At 47.5% G+C, this 19,570-nt stretch carries 15 protein-coding genes; 5 read left to right on the forward strand and 10 right to left on the reverse strand.

Annotation, left to right across the window (positions count from 1 at the left end):
- Positions 1–254 precede the first annotated feature (254 nt).
- Positions 255–1,013 carry an HNH endonuclease gene (locus Q5691_RS10330; protein WP_333344732.1) on the forward strand — a complete coding sequence of 253 codons (759 nt, stop codon included), beginning with the start codon at positions 255–257 and terminating at the stop codon, positions 1,011–1,013.
- Positions 1,014–1,293: 280 nt separating this feature from the next.
- On the opposite strand, the gene obgE is transcribed toward Q5691_RS10330, so the two are convergent.
- The 4 genes from obgE to Q5691_RS10350 all read right to left on the reverse strand — a co-directional run bounded on the left by obgE (position 1,294) and on the right by Q5691_RS10350 (position 6,144).
- Positions 1,294–2,334: a GTPase ObgE gene (gene obgE / locus Q5691_RS10335; RefSeq protein ID WP_333209984.1), complete on the reverse strand. Its 1,041-nt coding sequence runs from the start codon at positions 2,332–2,334 to the stop codon at positions 1,294–1,296.
- A gap of 635 nt (positions 2,335–2,969) precedes the next feature.
- Positions 2,970–3,866, reverse strand: a complete 897-nt coding sequence (locus Q5691_RS10340) for a Mo-dependent nitrogenase C-terminal domain-containing protein (protein ID WP_333344734.1) — start codon at positions 3,864–3,866, stop codon at positions 2,970–2,972.
- 416 nt (positions 3,867–4,282) lie between these two features.
- Positions 4,283–5,443, reverse strand: coding sequence for a class I SAM-dependent methyltransferase (locus Q5691_RS10345; RefSeq protein WP_333209980.1), 1,161 nt, complete (start codon positions 5,441–5,443; stop codon positions 4,283–4,285).
- 389 nt (positions 5,444–5,832) lie between these two features.
- Entirely contained in the window at positions 5,833–6,144 is a 312-nt protein-coding gene (locus tag Q5691_RS10350) for a 30S ribosomal protein PSRP-3 (protein ID WP_333037125.1), read from the reverse strand.
- 177 nt (positions 6,145–6,321) lie between these two features.
- Here Q5691_RS10350 and Q5691_RS10355 point away from each other — a divergent pair, with 177 nt between their 5' ends.
- Positions 6,322–7,122: a TIGR01548 family HAD-type hydrolase gene (locus Q5691_RS10355; protein WP_333344736.1), complete on the forward strand. Its 801-nt coding sequence runs from the start codon at positions 6,322–6,324 to the stop codon at positions 7,120–7,122.
- Positions 7,123–7,691: 569 nt separating this feature from the next.
- The gene (locus Q5691_RS10360; RefSeq protein WP_333344738.1) at positions 7,692–7,928 is read left to right on the forward strand and encodes a hypothetical protein; all 237 of its coding nucleotides are present in this window, start codon (positions 7,692–7,694) and stop codon (positions 7,926–7,928) included.
- Positions 7,929–8,235: 307 nt separating this feature from the next.
- On the opposite strand, the gene Q5691_RS10365 is transcribed toward Q5691_RS10360, so the two are convergent.
- A complete protein-coding gene (locus Q5691_RS10365) occupies positions 8,236–9,054 on the reverse strand; it encodes a tetratricopeptide repeat protein (protein ID WP_333344740.1) in 819 nt (272 codons plus the stop codon).
- Between the two features lie 229 nt (positions 9,055–9,283).
- Here Q5691_RS10365 and Q5691_RS10370 point away from each other — a divergent pair, with 229 nt between their 5' ends.
- On the forward strand, positions 9,284–10,072 hold the full coding sequence (locus tag Q5691_RS10370; RefSeq protein WP_333344742.1) for a cobalt-precorrin-6A reductase: 789 nt from the start codon (positions 9,284–9,286) through the stop codon (positions 10,070–10,072).
- 306 nt (positions 10,073–10,378) lie between these two features.
- Here Q5691_RS10370 and Q5691_RS10375 read toward each other — a convergent pair whose 3' ends face one another.
- The 5 genes from Q5691_RS10375 to Q5691_RS10395 form a co-directional block, all read right to left on the reverse strand.
- On the reverse strand, positions 10,379–11,032 hold the full coding sequence (locus Q5691_RS10375) for a prepilin-type N-terminal cleavage/methylation domain-containing protein (protein ID WP_333344744.1): 654 nt from the start codon (positions 11,030–11,032) through the stop codon (positions 10,379–10,381).
- A 58-nt stretch (positions 11,033–11,090) separates the two neighbouring features.
- The gene (gene hpsC, locus Q5691_RS10380) at positions 11,091–12,218 is read right to left on the reverse strand and encodes a hormogonium polysaccharide secretion pseudopilin HpsC (RefSeq protein ID WP_333344745.1); all 1,128 of its coding nucleotides are present in this window, start codon (positions 12,216–12,218) and stop codon (positions 11,091–11,093) included.
- 64 nt (positions 12,219–12,282) lie between these two features.
- Positions 12,283–12,912: a hormogonium polysaccharide secretion pseudopilin HpsB gene (hpsB, locus tag Q5691_RS10385; protein ID WP_333344747.1), complete on the reverse strand. Its 630-nt coding sequence runs from the start codon at positions 12,910–12,912 to the stop codon at positions 12,283–12,285.
- A gap of 32 nt (positions 12,913–12,944) precedes the next feature.
- A complete protein-coding gene (hpsA, locus tag Q5691_RS10390; protein WP_333344749.1) occupies positions 12,945–18,095 on the reverse strand; it encodes a hormogonium polysaccharide biosynthesis protein HpsA in 5,151 nt (1,716 codons plus the stop codon).
- 377 nt (positions 18,096–18,472) lie between these two features.
- Positions 18,473–18,703: a hypothetical protein gene (locus Q5691_RS10395; RefSeq protein ID WP_333344750.1), complete on the reverse strand. Its 231-nt coding sequence runs from the start codon at positions 18,701–18,703 to the stop codon at positions 18,473–18,475.
- 52 nt (positions 18,704–18,755) lie between these two features.
- On the opposite strand from Q5691_RS10395, the gene Q5691_RS10400 reads away from it, so the two are divergent.
- Positions 18,756–19,520 (forward strand): sulfotransferase domain-containing protein, encoded by a 765-nt coding sequence (locus tag Q5691_RS10400; RefSeq protein WP_333344752.1) that lies wholly within the window; start codon positions 18,756–18,758, stop codon positions 19,518–19,520.
- Positions 19,521–19,570: the final 50 nt, after the last annotated feature.

A 19,570-nucleotide genomic window follows, 5' to 3' on the forward strand; every position in this document is an offset into this window, starting at 1 on the left:
ATTTGAATCCATTGAAAAACTAGAATCACTGTTACATAAACTTTTAAATGAAGGAGAATTAATTATGAAATGGAACCTAAAGATCAAAAACAAAGGTAACTTAGTTAATGCAGTTTAGATGTCGAACAGCTTATCCAGCACCCCGCCCACAAACCACATAAACAGTAGGTGATTGTATGAAATCAACTTAACGATGCAGATTATAGCAATAATTTAGAGAAGTGGTATTACAAAACAAATGAATAATTTTAATTGTGAAAAAACCTTATAACTGGAATCGTCTTATAGACTCCTTGGGTGATTGTAATTCCCCCTATGCTTATATAGTAGCTTATTATCTTTCAAGATTTGATAGATATGCTTATCAGAAATTGGGATTTGGTAATATGACTGATACCCATGAAAAAATAGGCTCTCTACTTGGAATTTCCGCTAATACAATCAAAAATTTGAGAGATGCTTTTGATCCTTACCATGAAAATAGGCGTAGAGGCTGGTGGCAGAGAGAGTTATGGCGTTGTGAGAAAGAAATTTATGAAGGATTTAAAGAATATTCTGAAGAAGAACTCTATGTTTTAGTTTGCAAAATGTTAACTATACCCAAGCTTGATTTTGAACAGCTTTTCGATTCTTTTAGTGTCTCCGATGATACGCTAATATTTCCTGATGAAGTCGGAGAAGCAGAGGAAACTAAAACTTTTAAAGAAGGTTCTATCCGTCAAATACAAGTTAATGCTTATGAACGAAATAATCAAGCTCGCAAAGAATGTATTGAACATTATGGGCTAAATTGTTATGTTTGCAAGTTTAACTTTGAAAAAGTTTTTGGAGAAATAGGTAAAGGTTTTATTCATGTTCACCATATAATTCCTTTATCTGAAATTAATCAAGAATATGAAGTTAATCCTATTCAAGATTTATGTCCACTATGTCCTAACTGTCATGCAATGATTCATAGGAAATATCCTCCATTTACTATTGAAAAAATTAAAGATTTACTTAGTAAAAACTGACTTCGTAGATAGATGTCCAAGATATTTTATGAGATCATAGAGGCTCAAACCCTTGCCGCACAAGCCATACAGCCGAAAGATTTGACAATCAAGCATCCAGGATACAAGCCCCCGGATTCATCTGTCCAGAAATAAAAAATCTGTATCCGATAAACCAGCCCCCGAATTGATCCGTGGGGTCAATGCTTCAATCGAAAATCTAAAATCGAAAATCTAAAATCGATTGACCCCTCAAAAAAGCACCTACCGATTCACGGAAATTTCAGGAACCAGAAAGCGATTAAACACTCGCGACTGCTAACTGTTCCGCCGCCTCTTTTTCGTTCATCTCGTCGAGTTTCTGCCAAACTTGCTGCATCAATTCATCCAATCCAACTCTACTAACGGCGGAAATCAACAAAACAGGAGCGCCACTAATTTCTTTAATTCGGCTGATTAAATTACCGATTTCTTCGCTTTCGAGGTCGATCGCATCTACTTTATTAAAAGCCAAAATCTGCGGTCGATCGGCTAAACCACGCCTGTAAGCCTTTAATTCTTCCTGAATTGTGACATAATTGGCGATCGGATCTTCATCGGTAATATCGATCAAATGCAGCAACAACCGAGTCCGCTCAATGTGCCGCAAAAACTCGTAACCCAAACCAGCACCTTCGTGCGCCCCCTCAATCAATCCCGGAATGTCTGCAAACACCGTACCGTCTCCAGTCGGTTTTCTGACTACGCCCAAATTTGGGACTAAAGTTGTAAACGGATAATCTGCTATTTTGGGGCGAGCCGCAGACAAAGCTGAAATTAAGGTGGATTTGCCAGCATTGGGCATCCCCAGAATTCCCACTTCAGCTAATAGCTTCAATTCCAAACGCAAAAATTTGTGTTCACCTTCTTTTCCCGGCATCGCATAATCTGGAGCACGGTTGGAATTGGTCAAAAAACACTTGTTTCCCAAACCGCCTTTGCCGCCTTTAGCTACGCAAAAAGTCTGTCCGGGCGTCACTAAATCTGCTAAGATTGCCTGAGTTTCAGCGTCGTAAACAACTGTACCGCAGGGAACTTCGATCGTGCGATCGTCCCCACCGGCACCGGTCATATTTTTCGGCGCGCCCCGCTTCCCGTCATCGGCTTTAAAAATCCGGTTGTACTGAAAATCTAGCAGCGTTTGCAGGCTTTCCACTGCCACCATATACACGGAACCGCCTTTGCCGCCCGTCCCGCCAGAGGGGCCGCCCGCCGGTACATACTTTTCTCTGCGAAAAGCTACCATACCGTCGCCGCCTTTGCCGGCTGCGACTTGAATATCTGCTCGATCGATAAATTGCATAATTTAGTCAGTAGTCAATAGTCAGTTGTCAGTTGTCAGTTGTCAATAGTCAGTAGTTATTATGATACCAGATCCAAGTACCATATTTCTCTTTTTCTTTAGTCCGGGTCGGCAGACGCCAGCCAAGTTTAGTTGCAACTTACAGTTGCCCGAAAATTATAATTATACCAATTTTTAAAAGTAGTGCAGAGCGAGAGATTGTAAGCGAGCATTTGTAGAGAAACGGCAATGCTGTGTCCGGCTCCAAAATTTGCGATTTTTAATAATTTGTATAAGATTGAGGATTGTACTAAGACTTTTATTGAAGTAGTATCAAAGCAAATTTTCTCTTAGCAAGACTTACCTACAAAAACTGAATAAACCGGGTTTTTCTACTGGCTTTTTCTACGGGCGCGGATGGGTGTAACGATGTTTTGTCCTAGAAAAACCCGGTTTTTGCATCCTGGACTAATTAGTAGTCCTTGGTTAATAGTTATAGTCATTAATCCAAGATTTCACAAGAATGACAACTGACTACTAACAACTGACTACTAACAACTGCCTACTGACAACTGCCTACTGACAACTGCCTACTGACAACTGCCTACTGACAACTGCCTACTGACAACTGTCTACTGACAACTGCCTACTGACTACTAACAATAGGACGATACATCTTCCTTACATTCATCTGCCAAATAGCAGAGAGCTCGAAAGCGCATCCCGACTAACTGTTCGTAAAGCGGATTAATCTGGCACATCGCCGGAATATGGACGATTTTGCGACCAAATAACACGATATCTCGCTCAAACGGACACTGGGGCGGAATAATTTTACAGACAAAGTGTGCCAATTTTGGGTCGTGAATTTCCCAGCCGTCAAGCCAGTCTTTGACGGGTTGCAGGACATTTTTGTGGTGAGGTTGAGGTAGCCGAGATGAAAGGGGTGTTCCGGCGGCGGGGGCGACATTCGCATCAAAAACTATTTGGCTGCTGGGCCCCTGCGGATCATCGCATTTGCTGTCTTCGATGGTGTGTCGCAGAGCTTCGATCGCCTCTACATTGTGCCCCAAAGCTGTGCAAAATTTAGAGATTACCTCGTCTTCGCTGAGCGAGTAGGTACCGTCTGCCAAAGCTACCATGACTGCTGTCCTTAAAAAATCCTCGCCTTTGGCGGTGTCTTTCCCTAACACAGCGGCTAATTCCTCTGGGGCAATAGGTTCAAAGCCCTCCTCAAAAGATACCGGGTGTAGTTCATCCTGAGTTAGATTTGCAATCATTTTTTGCTCGTCTTCGTCAAAGTTGCCGTCTGCCCAAGCAATTGTCAGCAATCCCCGCAGCCAAGCAGTAATCTCTTCATTGGTGCAGGAAGATTTAGCGTTACTCATTAGCATTTCCACTTGGATGTACCAGTCAATTTGTTCGTTTACAGCGGACTCAATATTCCCCTCCCAATAATTTTTACTGGTTTTTTGGTCGATCGATGATCTATTTGTGGAAGGTTTGTGCCCGAAGATTGCTCCAAACGCTTGTAGTGGACGTGTTAAAAGCATATTTGTTTCTCAGCAGCATCGCTGACTAGCGAGCTAATCTATTGGCTAATCCTATTCCCTAAAAAGTCATCTATCGAGAGGAATAGGTTTGTTGAATTCATTTTAACTTTAGTTGCACCCATCAAGATGACGATCGAATTTTATGCAAGCCCGATTGCCATTAGCCACCCAATTTTTCGCAAGAAATAAAAGGTTGGCAAGCGCTGGATCTAATCAGACACTGGGTTTGTCACCCAGGGGCGATCGAACTTCGCTCTCTTTACATTTTAATATATATTTTTGTAAATTTTTCTGTGCCGGCAGCGTCATATTAACAGCTAGCCGGATTTAAGCTATTGAAATAAAAATATCTGAGGAAACTGTTACTGCCAGTTAACCGTTTTGATTGCTGTGTCCGCCTAAAAATGAGAAAAATTTTAACTTCGGCGGCACAAAATCCAGCGCAATTCCATTGGCGGGCGGGCGTTTGCCATTGGGAAGACATCTCGACCGGTGGCCCAACTGGGAAACCAGGGCGTCGGGGGCCAGGCTTCTTCCGGCAGGTGGTGGCGTTCATATTCAAACACCAATTCGTTGGATATTGGGACTAAGGGCAAGCCTTCCATTGCGGTGGCAAGTTCTTGGGGGGTAAATAAAGTAGACCAGGAGAGTTGGGCAACTTGTCGCACTAGGGCATCGGGCTGATAGTCACCGACGGTTAAAAACGTGCTGAACAGCAACAGGCCTCCGGGAGACAGGGAATCGCACATTTTAGCGAGGAAAAGCCGTACTTGATCGCTGTCTCGAAAATGTGAGATGACTTCGGCGGCAACTGCCAACTGGTAGCGGGCTGGTTTCATCCGCATTAAGGGATCGAGCACATCGCCTTCAGTCACTGTCACGGGAAGGTTTTCGGCTGTTACTGCGGCTTTCAATTGTTCTGCAAAAGCTGGGGCTAGTTCGATCGCATCTACAGAATAGCCCAATCTCGCCAGGGGCAAGGTATTGCGGCCGGTCCCAGCGCCCACGTCCAAAATCCGCACTCGATCGGGTGTACCCAATTTAGCAGCCGTGGTCATTAATTTTGCATCGGGATGAGAGCCGAAAAGCGGAGGTTCTCTGGTTTCTACCCAGCTTTTGTACTGTTCTCCAACTGTTGAGCTAGTAACAATGACTTTGCAAGCTAAACCGGTTTGCGGTGGCTGCACTGATTCGTATTGCAGGATCAGCATCGATGCTGTGGAGGTGCGGTAGCCTTGTTCTAACTTGGTGGCTAATAGCTTGCTGAGTTCGTCTCGGCGGTCTTCTGGCAGGGGTCTGTCGAGAGTGCTAAATAGCTTTTCTATCGACTTGAGATAGTGGCTTAGCATTCCCGGTATGCAGGGGAAAATTAATTCTCCGCGAGCGTTTATGCGAGTATTAATTTTGTAGAGGATTGCTTGCTGGAGAATGTCGGGATTTACTACCAGCGGTAGCTGTTCGGTCTGGTCGATCGTACTTTCGGCGCCCATAGATTCCGCGAAGAAGGAAGAAGGAAGTTCGGCAACGGATTGTTTAACTGATGTAACGGATGTCAGGAAGAAGGAATCCGTGTACAAGATTTAACGGATTTAACCGATGGATTTTGAGGCTTGAGGTTGGAGGTTTGGGGGAATTACGTTGAGAGCTGACTGTACAATTCAAGAGTATAAAAAAGCCGATTTTAGATTTATTTGGTTTGGTTGCTTAGTCTTTTTAGATTGTATTAAATCAGATTTGAGAGCTTTATTTTGGATAAATCTCAAGTCTAAAATCTCAAATCGACCTAGCCCAAAACCCCAGTAGGTTCCAAAATCGGAGTTAGTATCAAGAAAAGCTGTAGCGGATTTAAATTGTATTTTTCACGGCGAGGTGGAAAAAGCGTCAAATCCTCTCGCCTTCTCCCCTCTCTCCTTCCCCTTGTCAGCCATAACAGGCAATGTATATGGGTAGCAAATTAAAGCTGGGCTTAGTTGCTGCCGGTAAAAGTCACTAGGGGGAATCTTGACTGAGCTTCGGTCATCGGGCGCCGTCTGCCTTCCTCTTGCCAGTAGTTGATTACTTCTGTGGCTTGGTTGAGGATTTCGACGCGATCGTTGTCAGCAATCCAGTGTTTGGCTTCGAGTTCGTTTTTGAGGTCTTCCCAGGCATCTTTGCGAGGCCAGAAAAAGTAGGATGTCAGCGGGCTAGTTCCTTTGCCGACAACTTGGTCAACGGCGAGGGCAACATTCTCTTCTAGCCAGAGAACTTTTAAGATGAACTTGGACAAGCAAACCTCCAGGGTTCCGATCGAACTTGTTAAAAATTTCTACAATCGCTAAGCGTAGCACACTCTGTTCGATAATTGGTCATCGGCCATTAAAAGTTTTGTGGCGCGGCTGGTTTTAGCGCCACTCAGGGGCTGGGAACAGATAAAATTTGGGTTCTCACGCGCCCTAGGTACAAGGATGGTTAAGTTGTGAACAGAATTATTGTAGTTTTTGACATTGACGGTGTGGTGAGGGATGTGTCCGGTTCCTATCGGCGGGCGATCGCCGATGCGGTGGAACATTTCACGGCGGGTGCTTTTCGCCCGAATTCTCTCGATATCGACTCTCTGAAGTCTGAGGGTGTGTGGAATAATGACTGGCAGGCGTCTTTCGAGTTAGTTTGCCGTTATTTTGAGGGGATTGGGCGATCGAGAAACGAACTCGCTCTCAATTATGAGGAATTAGTGGCTTTTTTCCAAAGTCGCTATCGCGGGCCTGATGAGAAAAATTGGACTGGTTACATTTGTACCGAACCGCTGTTGTTAAGTCCGGCTTATCTGGAAAATTTAACGGCTGGGGGCATGGTTTGGGGCTTTTTTAGCGGGGCGATGCGGGATGAAGCTGCTTATGTTTTGTCAGGGAAACTGAGTTTAAATTCCCCGGTGTTGGTGGCGATGGAGGATGCACCGGGAAAACCCGATCCGGCTGGACTTTTCGCGGCAATTGAACAGTTGGAAACTCTGCACGGTTTAGAAAAAAATTTGCCGGTGATTTATGCGGGAGATACTGTTGCGGATATTTACACGGTTGTGAAGGCGCGGGAAGTGCAACCAAATCGGGTTTGGCTGGGGGCTGGTATTTTGCCGCCTCATGTTTTGGATGATGCTGTGCGCTGCGAGGCTTATGCTGCGGTGTTGGAAAATGCGGGTGCAGCAGCGGTTTTCAGGAATGTCGAGGAGTTGACGGCTGCGCGGATTTGGGAATTAGTTCTGTTGACTGTTGACTGTTGACTGTTGACTGTTGAAGGAGGGGTCATACCAATTTTTTATGAGGTTGCATAGAATCCGATCCCCCCTAGCCCCCCTTAATAAGGGGGGGACAAGAGCTTGGTCAAAGTCCCCCTTATTAAGGGGGATTTAGGGGGATCGAGATATGTGCAAGTTCACATTAAATCGGTATGAATCGGGGTCAATAAAATGAAAATTGCGCGAATTATTTGTTGGCAGGTTGATTCGACTTTACGCCCGACGATGAAGCGCGGATTTGACATCGTATTATTTACAAACAAATAGACCTCTTGCAAAAGTCAAAAACTCACCCCCCTCAGTCCCCCCTTAGTAAGGGGGGAAGCAAGAAAAATTAGGCTCCCTCCCCTTACTAAGGGGAGGGTTGGGGAGGGGTCTCAGCATTTTTGCAAGATGTCTAATGTAATTTTGTTAAGTAATTTTGCACTTTATCCTATTGACAAGTAAATGTAGTTTTGTTACATTTATTTGTCAATTTTTGCATCTTTGAGTTGACAATATCTGCTGCGGCGGCTTAGTACAGAGTAGAGGTCAATCTCTAGGAGAGTGCCACTATGTTAGTTTCACGATCGACTGATAAACAACCTACGCTGGAAGAAACTCGGCAACTAGAAAAGCTCCAAGTCCAAATCGAGCGAGCTGTTGCTGATGGCAAGATATCTAAGCAAGAAATGGAAGACATCAAGAAAGCGATTTTGGCTGACGGAAAAGTTACTGTTGAAGAACTGGAACTATACAGAATGTTGGTGACGGATAGGATTGTTGCTGGAGATGTGGAATACGAGTTTTGAGAAGAAAGAATTTGGCAACGAGCGGTGTACTGGTGAATATTGAGGAAAGAAGAAACAGGGAAGAAGAGTTAGAATTGTTCTTCAATAGTTTATTTCTTGCTATAGCAATCCTTGCAGGAGTCGTAAAGGTTTGACCCCACCCCAACCCTCCCCTTATCAAGGGGAGGGAGTAAGAAGAAATTCACAAATGATGCGAGGATTGCTATATATCTTCGGGTGACATTTGACAAGTTTTTGGATCATCCCTTTGAGGAATTATATGCCACAATTATGGGGATGCTCGCAATTTTTCATTGGTGTTGTGAGATTATTTTAAGTGCAAGAATTTGTCTAATGCACTGACTGCAAGTGGTGGCCAGCGGCGGTTATTGGCAACCCAATCGAGGTCTTTGTAGCGGGAGTCGAGGCCGATGGCTGCTACCCAATTGCTCTCTGCTTCGCCGCGCTTTCCTGCTTCCCAAAGACAGGCGGTGAGGGCGGCTCTCATGTCGGCAAATTGGGGGTATCTGCGGACGATGTTTTTCATGTTGCGAATTGCTTCTTTGGTTTGCCCGTTTTGATAAAGTGCGAGGGCGTGGTTGGCGCGGGCAAAGGCGTATTCGGGGGCTAATTCAAAGGCTTTGCTGTAGTCGGCTATTGCTTGTTCCCATTTTCCTAAACCTGCTTCGGCGTTGCCTCGGTTGTTGTAGGCGGCTGGATCTTGGGAGTCTAATTCTAGTACATGATTGTAGTCGGCGATCGCCTCTTGCCAGCGTCCTAAACCTTCTAAGGCGGTGCCGCGGTTGAGGTAGGGATCGGGGGCGTCGGGTGCTAGCTCGATCGCTCTTTCGTAGTCGGTAATAGCTGCTTGTAGTTTGTTTTGGCTGACTCTGGAATTGCCTCGGTTGCTCCAAGCGGCGGCTTGTGAGGGAAATTTGTCAATGATTTGAGTCCAAAAAGTTTCTGCAGCGGGAAATTTGCCTTCATTTGTAGCTTCAAAAGCTTTTTGAACGAGTTCTCCCAATTCCTGTTGGGGATCGGTGATATCTGTTGGTTGTACTTGTGCGGCAACGGGGCCGATATTTCCCAACCATACTAACCCGGTTACAATTAATACTGTGAAAAATGTCAAAAGTGAGCGAATCATTGTTGTTGGCGGTTTAAACTTTATTAAACATATTATTAACCGAATTTGCGGGCGTTGCTTGGATAAGTTATACCAATTTTTTATGAGGTTGCATAGAATCCGATCACCCTGGCGCCCCCCTTAATAAAGGGGGGACAAGATTCTTCTCAAAGTCCCCCAACAACCAGGGGGATTTAGGGGGATCGAGATATGTGCAAATTCACATTAAATTGGTATTAGGACTAATTTTATGAAAAAACGGTTGCTAATTTTGGGGGGGACGGGGGATGCTGCTGAATTGGCGGTCAGAGCGTCTCAAATTGCTGAAATAGAGGTGGTTTCTTCGCTAGCAGGACGCACTCAACAGCCTTTTACCCCAAAAATGGGTACGGTGCGAATTGGGGGGTTTGGTGGGGCGGCTGGGCTGGCGGAGTTTTTGCTCGATCGCGCAGCCCGCCCCTACGGGGGCTACGCCAACGGAGAGGATCGCCCGATCGACTTCTTAATCGATGCTACTCATCCGTTTGCGGCTCGGATTTCTGCTAATGCTGCTGTTGCTGCTGCTGAATGTAATGTGCCCTATTTGATGCTGGTGCGTCCAGCTTGGGAGAGGGTGGAGGGCGATCGCTGGATTGAAGTTGCGGGCCACTCGGAGGCTGCAAGGGCTTTATTAGGGCAGTCTCAGCGGGTGTTTCTGACTATTGGTAGGCAGGAGTTGGCTGCTTTTGCTGGTTTGGATGCTATTTGGTTTTTGATGCGGGCGATCGATCCTCCGGCACTCAATTCTCCTATTCCTAATGGTAAATTGTTGTTAGCAAGGGGGCCTTTTTCTTTGGAAGATGAGCGTCAATTATTATTAGAATATCAGATTGATACGATTGTTAGTAAAAACAGCGGGGGCGGTGCTACTTATGCGAAAATTGTGGCGGCTAGGGAACTGGGAATTCCCGTGGTGATGGTGCAGCGGCCGCCGATTGCGGATGTTGAAAAGGTTGCTGATGTTGCAGGGGCGATCGCTTGGTTAGTTAAGCAGTTATGATATCAAATCCGTTAGCATCGGAATAGTAAATTCGAGTTGACGGTTGACTGTTCACTGTCAACCGTCAACCGTCAACATCATTCCGGTGTTACCGGAAATGATATTAGTAGGGTTTCAAACATCGGCCAGGTTATGTGTTTGAGTAATAGTTGATTTCCTGGCTGGATGATTATTTGTTTTAGTTCTAGCTGCATTTTTTGACAGTTTTAATAGGATTTGAAATATAAAATAATTTAAGTTAATAGACTTTGAGCAATTCATAAATTATGGGGAATTGCTGTTAGAGATTTAAAAATATCTGCGGGGCTACGGGCAACCCTGTCCTGTTGAGGTATTGAATGTCCCTTCATCAGTCCTCATTGCTCCTAGGATAGTTTCAACAATTACACACTGCTTTGCACCACCGCGAGCAGGAGCAACTGTGACTGTAAAACCGTCAGTTGTTTGTCGTGGCGTGCTACTCTGTATTGATGGGCTTGTGATATTTCCTTGATAGTTAAAAGTGATTGAGGGTAAGGGTTTATTAGTTAAAAGTGTAATAGTGCCCGGTTTAATTTCGCCTCCACCGTCGAAAGTCACTGTTTGTATTGGAGGGGTTGTTGTGAGAGCGGTTTGTACGGGAGGGTTTGTTGCCGGATTTGTTGGATTAATCGTAAGTGTTGGCGGGTCAGTAGGATTAAATGTAACTGTGATATCGCGCTTAGTTCGCTTTGCTTCGCTTTGTGCAGTTCGCAAGGTTTGCAAAACTCGATCGTTCACGGTGCGAACTCTTTGTCTGTTGATGAATGCCACCCAGCTTGGAGCGGCGATCGAACTTAATATACCTACGATTAACGCTATCACAAGCACTTCTAGAAGCGTGAATCCCTGATCGCCCTTTCTGGATGCAGTTTTCTTGAAATTAGGGTTTGCTTTTGTGGCAGAAATCGGCAAAACTTTTAATAATATTGGGGTTTTCATTTTATTCTCCTGTTTTATCTGCTACTGGCACGATTCGGAAATCTGTTTCAAACATAAGTTATTGTCCTACTGCACCGAGACCTTGTACTTGAACGGTTGCTGTTGGGAAAAATGCCGTTCTGGTGGAGTTGTAAGCAGTATCGTTGGCTTGAAGGCGACGCAGGCTGTTTCCTCTGATAGTTACTCTGGCTATGTTATTAGATGTATCTACACAAGCGTAGAAGCTATGAGCTGAATTGGCTGACCTGTCGGTTATGAGTAAATGATCGGGAACGAATGCTGGTGTTCCTGCCGGTGTTACTGCGGGCGGGACAAAACCCAGAAGAGTTTGGCACTCTACTCCTGTCGGAACCGGAACATTCTGTGTACTGTTGTCTATATAATTAACCAGCACTTGAGGGTTTTGTGCCCCTGACTGTGGATTTGCCAATCCCGTTGGATTTGTCACATTAACTGTTGGATTGTTTAAGCTAAAACTGGTCGTTGGGTCAATGTCAGTGGAAGTATTAAAAGCAGGATCTGTTTGCTGAGCATTTGTTGTGTTGCCAATACCGTAAGTGGCCAAACCACCTGGAACTGATGGGTCTGTAATTCGATCGATTCCATCCCTAATTTCATAGCGGACAATACGGGTAGGACAATTATTGCCTCCATCCGGTTGACACCAAGTAGGGTCAGCATCTCTAATTTGATAGTAAGCAACTAAAGATTGCACGTAGGTGTCGTTGCATTGACGGGGATTCTGAGCGTCGCAATTTATGGGTTTGACACTAGCAGCAACAGTGGGATTAATAGGAATAGAATTTCTTAGCTGCTGGCGCTTCCAAAATACCAGAATTGGTGTTCCATTTGCATTGGGAGGAAGCTGGGGCCCAACAATCTGTTCGTTAGGGCCAGCAGGCCCATTGAGCGCTCTGTTGTCGTAAATATACATCGCTTGACTCAAATCTTGAGCTATGAAATCCACCGCTGCCTGAATGTCTTGCTCGGTGTTTGACTTTACTTGTTCCCTCCTGTCGGTATTCAGCATATCGACTACAAAACCGAGCATCGGCGTAATGATTAAAAATGCCATAATCGCTCCCACTAATAGCTCAACAAGAGTCATACCCTTGTCTGTGTGAGCTACATCGGATCGGTTTGTTTGGTGCTGACTTTTGAGAAGCAACCTGAGTAAAGTTTTCATTTTGACTTTTTCCTTTGTCCAATGGGGGGAGCGATTTTAAATCTAACAACCGGGACTTTGATTATTACTGACAGCCAGTGGTACGAGCGCACAACGCTCGATATGCAGACGGACCTCCCCCTGTAGTAGGGGGAATTTGTGTTTTCATTACCACCAAAGGCGCTTGAGGATTGCCAAGACCGGAATTAGCAACTGATTGCTGTTCAGTTTTCATCGGACCTCCGGTAAACCCATCCGCGCGGTAAACCCGCACAGTAAGTTCGTAGCCTGTTGGTGTCGGATCGTTCGTCGCATTAGCTGGATTTCGCCAAGCACCTTGAACAAAAAACTCTTTGCTGCCAGCACAACCTGCCGTTTCATCGAAGTTAACGCAGTACAAAGCATTGGAGGCTGTAGGAGCAGGATGAAAAGCAGGAGGAACAGACGTATCTCGCGCAGGAAAACCGATCGTAGGTTGTGGATCAGTTGGAGGTTTGATCGCCCCCGTTCTGAGAGCGTCTATGTAAGCTCTGGCCGCCTGCGTGGCGAGTTCCGTCCGGCGGGCTTGTACGCGAGTTGCTACTGAGAATGCCATCACGGGGGCGATCGCAATCATCAGCACCGAAACCACAATCATCGCTACCAACGACTCGATAATCGTGTAGCCGCCATCTCGCGACTTGGATACATTTTGTTGTCGTTGTTGGTATGTCATATAGAAGTCTCCGGTAATTGCTCGGCCGAAAGTTAAAGGTTTGGAGGACAAACTGCTGGGCGATTGGGATTGGTAGCAGGTATAGCAGGTGGGCCTGCGGTAGCCTGCGGGTTCTGGGGAACGTCCGCACACATCAAAGTTTGTATCCACGGGTCATTTCGGGGTACTTCCCGGAAATACTCATCCGGGGTAGACTGTGCCGGAGGAGCTGTGAACCTTTGGGTAAACAAGTCAGGCGACTGAGATACCAGGCCCACGTCATAACCCCAGTTTCTGGTAGGGGGAGTAAAGAAGGGAATCCGACCCATACCATTGGCACCGGGGATGCTGCCGTTGGCAGTTCTATAGCCAGGCTGAGGAGGGGTAGGAGAATAATTGATGGCTGGAGCTGGCCCGGCTATGGGTAGGGGTGCAAGTGTCGGTGGCGCAAATAGGCTCAGCAACTGAGTGTTTGGAGTTGTCTGTTGCGGAGCAGCCGGATCGAGAATAGGGAGGTAGGGTGCGGTGCTGTAGGCACTGCGGTTGAACTGAATAAAACTACCTTGAATGTTGCTGGCAATGGTATTCCAGTTCTCCAAAAACCGGGCCAAGTTTTGTAGGCCGCCGTTAAAGTCACCAACGTTGTTGCCTAATGCTCGGGAAGGAGTGTCGTTCGAGCCTACAATCAGGTTGAATGTTGTGCCTGCGGGCAAAGCCTGCGGTATCCACCCAGTCGCTTGCACGGCCAGTCCACCTGTTGGTAAAGGAGCACTTCGAGCCCCTGCTGGTCCCACAGTTTGAGTTTGCAAGACTGGCATCAGCAGTGGCTGCGAACCCGCAGCAGGCGCGCCTGCTGCGGTTAAAACTGGTAGCACTGCACCCGTGCTGTCCATCAGGTTGCGGTTGAATACATACGGGAAATCGCCTGAACCGTAGGTTACGGGATTACCGCCAGACGCTGCAGTCGTTGCAAACCACAAAGAATTAATTGATGTTGTCCTGGCTTGACCAGGAGCAGTAACAGCAATAACCTGGTTCGGGTTTACGGCACTAATTCCTAAAGGCACTGGATTAGGAAGATTTGCCAGAGCGAAAGCTGTAGGAACTGTAGGAGAAGGAAGAGCAGGAGTATAGGTTCTTTGAAAAGCAACGCGGCGGGGGAAGCGCTGCAATTCTGGCACTGGAGGAATAGCCGTTGTTCCTGCTGGATAAGGAGTGGCTGCGGCTGTTATGTTATCATTAACATTTGCCTTACCGAATAAGGGTGCGATCGTCGCCCGTGCTGGATCGACGTACCAGTCGCCATCTCCACAGGCAGAAACCGGCAGTTTTGTACACACTTCCATTACATACTCTGGGAACTGCCCGCGCCGCTGCACGGGGGTAACAAAGTTGTTGAAGTAAGAACTTCTAAGAGCGTTGGTATTCGCGTAGCTGGCATCTGTTAGTGTTGCCCCCACTCCTAAACGGTCACCAGTAGCAGAGAATGCGCCGCTGGAGAGTCCGTTGGTAACAAAGTTATTGGTGTAAAATCCTTGCTGTTTGCGGGGCAATACAGCAGCAGCACCGGCATTGTTTCTCAGGTCAAAATCACCCTCGTTGCGGAAGCCAAAACGGTAATTTGCCGAGAGTAGGGTGACTGCATCTGACAGTACGTTTGCGGGACGCCAAGCGTCGCCGATCGCACATCCGGTGACTCTGGGGTCGTTTTGGCGACAGGCAAAGTTTGGATTGAGGTTTTGGCGATCGTAGAAAGTAGCCCAATTAAGAGCCTGAGTAAACTCATCTTGAGTGTGAAGGTTGAAATTTCCTTGAATATAGACTGGCAAATTAGATGCCAAAGTTAGTCCTTTTTCCTGTACCACGGCGGCGACACTAGGATTATTTCCTATGCCGGGGGTTCGAGCTAGCTGTGCACCGTTAACGAGCAGAATCCCGTTAGGCTTGCGGGTGGGGTCGAGTCTGGAGTCCGTAGGACTGACCGATGCGCTCCTTGGTTCATCTATGCTTGTGCCTCCTGTACCGGGTATGCGGGCGCTGCGATCAGGCAGCGCATCATCCCGGCTGGCATAGATAATCCCGGTGTTCGGCAGTAAATACTCTCCCGCTCCAATTTGGGTGCTCCGCAATACATTGAGGTCTATTTGAGTGGCGCGAATTTCTAAGGGTTCCCGTTCTTCTAAGGGCAGGTTGTAGTTTCCCGTTAGCCGCGCTGCTCGTGATGTTGGGCTAACATCTGTTAGCGGACTGCTCAGGGTAAAGGCTTCGTTAACATTAGGGGTCTGCCAGTCATCGCGATCGATCGCCTTAATTTCTCTGGCATTCAAAAAGGCTACTTCTTTTATAGCCCCATCAGGAATAGGAACAACGGGAGCCCCAGCGGTACCAGCCAGAATTTGTAAAGCGCAGTTAGTTGAGTCAATAGCCGCTGTTTGTGCCAAAGAGCGAGCGCCGGGGGCGGGGCCGCGTTCGAGAGCGTCTCTCAAAAGCGGGTTGACAAACCGACCGTCGGGGAAGACTAAGTTAGCTTGCTGTACTAAAGGACTATTTCCGGGGAACACACCGTTTACGGGAGCCAAAGGACCGATCGCTCTACCTGCTACTATTCCAGTGACGCCATATACCACCCCGTTGTTAGAGCCAACTTGAGTTCCGCGAGCCCCTAATGTGGGGTCGCCGCTGACATCAAGTCCAACTCCTACTCGATTTCTGGCTGTAGAAGCCGTGCTGGGGTCGTAATAGCTGCTGATGCAGGCCAGCGGCGTTTCATTGAAAGTTCCCGCTCCCCCTGGCGCTGCCCCGTTTGCATAGTGATAAACCACTGTCGCCCGCATCCGCAAATCCCCCTTGGCATACTGGGGAGTAGTCCCATCGATCGCAGAACCTGCTGCTACCGCCAGTCCCGTTGGCGTTAGCCCTCCTGGGGGCAAAGGTGGCGCCGGCAGCGGTGCTCCTGGCCACTGAATCCAACCCACCGCGCCAGATGCAGGATTGTTGTTATACACCTGAGACCCTGGCCCCAGAGGCGACATCGGCATTGTATCGGGCCAGACAACAGGGTAAGCCTCAGGAGCAGGAGTTGTTGGGTCGTTGTAAGTATCAGCAGGGCTTGCTACTCCGCCTCTGGTCGCACCAGTCACAGGATCTTGCCAACTGGGGGGAGGCAGAAAAGAATTGATGCGCTCGTAAACCCCTGCACCGGTGATGACGCGCAGACCACCATTGCCATCCAGCGGATTGACGGGTACTCGGGCAGCTTCACCTTCCCAGAAACCGCTGCGGTCGGTCGCTCCCACGTCACCCAGTTTTGTCACCCTGGGCGATCTGGTACGTTGTGTAGTGCTGCCCGTCCAGGTTACACCCGTGTTTTCGGGCGTGTTGGCTAATCTGCCATTGTTAGCAGCATCTCTGAGGGCTGGTAGGTTATTACCCACCAATACCCGATCGCCCAAGAGTGCTTCTTGGTCTGGCTGTGTTGAAGGGTCTGTTGCTGGTAGCTGGGTTGGTGTAAGTTGAATGTTGGTTGCAGCGGGAGTGGGAATGCTCCATGCGTTGGGAGGTCGCAGATCGTCAGTACCTTCTCCTAGAAGAGGCCATGCCCCCGGTGTTTGTGGCGGTAGCGGTGGCGCCCAGGGAAGGCTGAAACCTAGAGTTGGGTCGTTTGTAGGTGCGGCCGGCCCTACTTCAGCAAAAGGAACCTTCCGGAGTGTCTGTTTAAAATGTTCTTCCAGCGCTTGTTTGCGGGTTTGGGTGTCCGGTTTATTTCGCACCGAAAATGGATCGTTCGCCGCTACAGGCTCAACATCTTCATCGGGAGGGTTTTGTCCCCTTCTTGCTGCTACAAGCATAGCGAGGCGAGCTGTATAGGCAGCATTGTTATAAAGTACCTGCAAGCTGTTATTGCCGATGGCGGATTGATTTGCGGGGTTAATGGTTTGGGCCGCAGCTTGCATTGCTGCTGTTCTCCCGCCCGGTCCAGGAAGATTAGCAACTGTCCGAAAAAGATGTACGCCCACTGGATTCGTGGGTATGGTGCTGCCCGACCACCCGCTAACTACATTTCCTCCCACCGTAATTTTGCTATTTTCCTGGTTGTAAAAACAGGAAGCTGGGCTGCTGATTTGATACAGTTGTATACTATTTGGATTATTGACCCCTGATACCAACAAATTGCTATTTGTAAGTATACCCCCGTTTAGATTCAGCGGAGGTCCCGGCGAGATATCTAGATCGTCTTCATAAACTGCCGCGTTGTTGGCGAGGGGAATGCGGCTTTGGTCTTGCTGGTATTCAAGGGCCGAAATGCTGGTGGTGCCTTTAAAGGCTTGATACTGTGCACCTAGAGTGCCAGCTTCTGCGGCTGTAATTGGTACATTAACCGTATAAACAAAAAAGCTCTTTTTCAGTAGACCGTCGTCGGTTTTGTACCAACCGAGGTTGCCGACCAAACTAGCAACTGTACCTCCACCCCTGGCACAGGCAGGGGTTGCATTCCCCGACATTGGTGGGGTTCTTGCTTCGATCGGTCTTCTGGGTCTTGTGAAGTCGCCTACAGTTGGAGCGACATTACTGCGTGCGGGGGTGCGGGAGAATATTCCGTAGAGAGTAAAAGTGTCAAATATTCCATCGTTATCGGTATCGACTGGATATCTCCAAGCAGTATTTATAGCTTCATTTTCTACATTTGTTGCGGGGTTAATAATAGGGTTTCGAGGATTGTCTGGATTTATGCCATTTGCAGGAACACTAAGATCGGATCTAAGTATCAACCGTTGCTCGCCCCCAAATGTGTAAAGATCCGAACCACCTGTAGCGTTGGCCAGCCTGCTGTACAAATTTTCATCGGATGGAGTCGCCGTGGGTCTTTGCGGGTCTTCGTACAACAGGAAATTTATTTTCGCCTTCGCCCGATCGAGCGCGGGAGTCGCGGCCGCCAGCACCTGCTGGTTCACGCGCACGTTACGCGCCGTATTCGCCCGATCGAACGATCGCAGGGTAATCGCCACAGTCAACAAAATCACTACCAGCAACACCATCGTCACCGTCGGCAGCACAAACCCCGCCACCGGCAGTCTCGCCCTCCGGCCCATAGCCATCAGGGTTTGCAGCATTGCTCTCATCAGCCGCTTGGCCCCGGATCTGGTAACACCAGCAATCCGCCGCAGCAGGGATACGATAACTCTGGATAATTTGCTCTTAAACATTGACGCCTTCCTGAATAATTTCAGAGATGGTATTGCTGGTACTTACTGCTCGACAGTACAATCCCATCTTTATTGTTCCCATTTTCCGCAACTTGCATATCAGCCTCTTGCACAAATTTAAATCTGTACCTTGGCTGAAAAATAAAACCCACAAACCCCCAAGCAAAATCGCCACCGATAATATATTTTTCAGAGAAAGATTTGCCCCGCAAGGATGAGAGTTCCCTAACTCCACTCTAATCGAGTTAAATAGAAATGTCAGTACCAAGAGCGCGAGTGAATTTGATCACCCAAAAACAGTGATCGCGATCTTATCCAACGTATTGCCCATCCCTTGCAGGCTTTGTTTGTTTAGGCTCGGTTTCAACCACCGGAATCTAGAATGTAGAGTGGGCGATCGAATTGTAATTAGGCGTATTTGTGCGCTCAAATGTAAATTGGGCGATCGAATTGTGGTAATGCCCCCAAGTGCGATCGAATTGTGGTAATGCCTCCAAGTGCGATCGAATTGTGGTAATGCCTCCAAGTGCGATCGAATTGTGGTAATGCCTCCAAGTGCGATCGAATTTTCGTTTGCCCCCCCGGCGGACTATCGGTACAAATGCCAAATCCGAAACACTGTCAGTACAATTGCAAAATATAAACCTACCATCCCCACCCATGAAACAACCCTCCAAACCTCCAGACTTCATCATCATCGGCGCCCAAAAAGGCGGCACAACATCCCTGTACAATTACTTAATCCAACATCCCCAAATCGCCCCCGCCGCCCAAAAAGAAATCCATTACTTCGACTTAAAATTCGACAAAAGCCCAGACTGGTACTATGCCCAATTTCCCCAGCCCCAAACAGGCGAAAATCTAGTAACCGGAGAAGCCAGCCCCTACTACATCTGTCACCCCCAAGTTCCCCAGCGAATTTATGATTTATGTCCGAAAGTTAAAATAATCGCCCTGCTGAGAAACCCAGTAGAACGCGCAATCTCCCACTATTATTACTATATCAAAATAGGCTACGAATCGCTATCATTAGAAAGTGCGATCGCCGCCGAGCCCCAAAGACTCAAAGGCGAAATAGAAAAACTAATAGCCAACCCAAACTACTACAGTTACGAACACCAACACCACAGCTATCTAACCCGCGGCATTTACGCCGATCAACTCCCAGCCTGGATAAAACTTTTTCCCAAATCACAACTTTTAATCCTCAAAAGCGAAGACTTATATACCAATCCCTTCGGCACATACAACAGCGTCTTAGAATTTCTAGATTTACCGCCACACCAACTACAAACCTACGAAAAATACAACGCCACCCAATATCCCCCCATCAGCGAGACAGTATACGAGCAATTGAGAGCATATTTTCGATCGCACAACCAAAGACTAGCCGAATTGTGCGATCGAGACTTCGGCTGGGACTAATCTTGAGTGGGAGGGGGCGGGCATTCTTGGCACCGCCCCTACAAAATCGC

Origin of the sequence: Microcoleus sp. w1-18aA5 (assembly GCF_036701705.1) — a bacterium.
GTDB lineage: Bacteria > Cyanobacteriota > Cyanobacteriia > Cyanobacteriales > Microcoleaceae > Microcoleus.

Coding starts and splice junctions, on each gene's coding strand:
- Q5691_RS10400 (WP_333344752.1), top strand. CDS start 18,756: ATGAAACAACCCTCCAAACCTCCAGACTTCATCATCATCGGCGCCCAA.
- hpsB (WP_333344747.1), bottom strand. CDS start 12,912: ATGACATACCAACAACGACAACAAAATGTATCCAAGTCGCGAGATGGC.
- Q5691_RS10370 (WP_333344742.1), top strand. CDS start 9,284: ATGAAAAAACGGTTGCTAATTTTGGGGGGGACGGGGGATGCTGCTGAA.
- Q5691_RS10375 (WP_333344744.1), bottom strand. CDS start 11,032: ATGAAAACCCCAATATTATTAAAAGTTTTGCCGATTTCTGCCACAAAA.
- hpsC (WP_333344745.1), bottom strand. CDS start 12,218: ATGAAAACTTTACTCAGGTTGCTTCTCAAAAGTCAGCACCAAACAAAC.
- Q5691_RS10360 (WP_333344738.1), top strand. CDS start 7,692: ATGTTAGTTTCACGATCGACTGATAAACAACCTACGCTGGAAGAAACT.
- Q5691_RS10340 (WP_333344734.1), bottom strand. CDS start 3,866: ATGCTTTTAACACGTCCACTACAAGCGTTTGGAGCAATCTTCGGGCAC.
- hpsA (WP_333344749.1), bottom strand. CDS start 18,095: ATGTTTAAGAGCAAATTATCCAGAGTTATCGTATCCCTGCTGCGGCGG.
- obgE (WP_333209984.1), bottom strand. CDS start 2,334: ATGCAATTTATCGATCGAGCAGATATTCAAGTCGCAGCCGGCAAAGGC.
- Q5691_RS10365 (WP_333344740.1), bottom strand. CDS start 9,054: ATGATTCGCTCACTTTTGACATTTTTCACAGTATTAATTGTAACCGGG.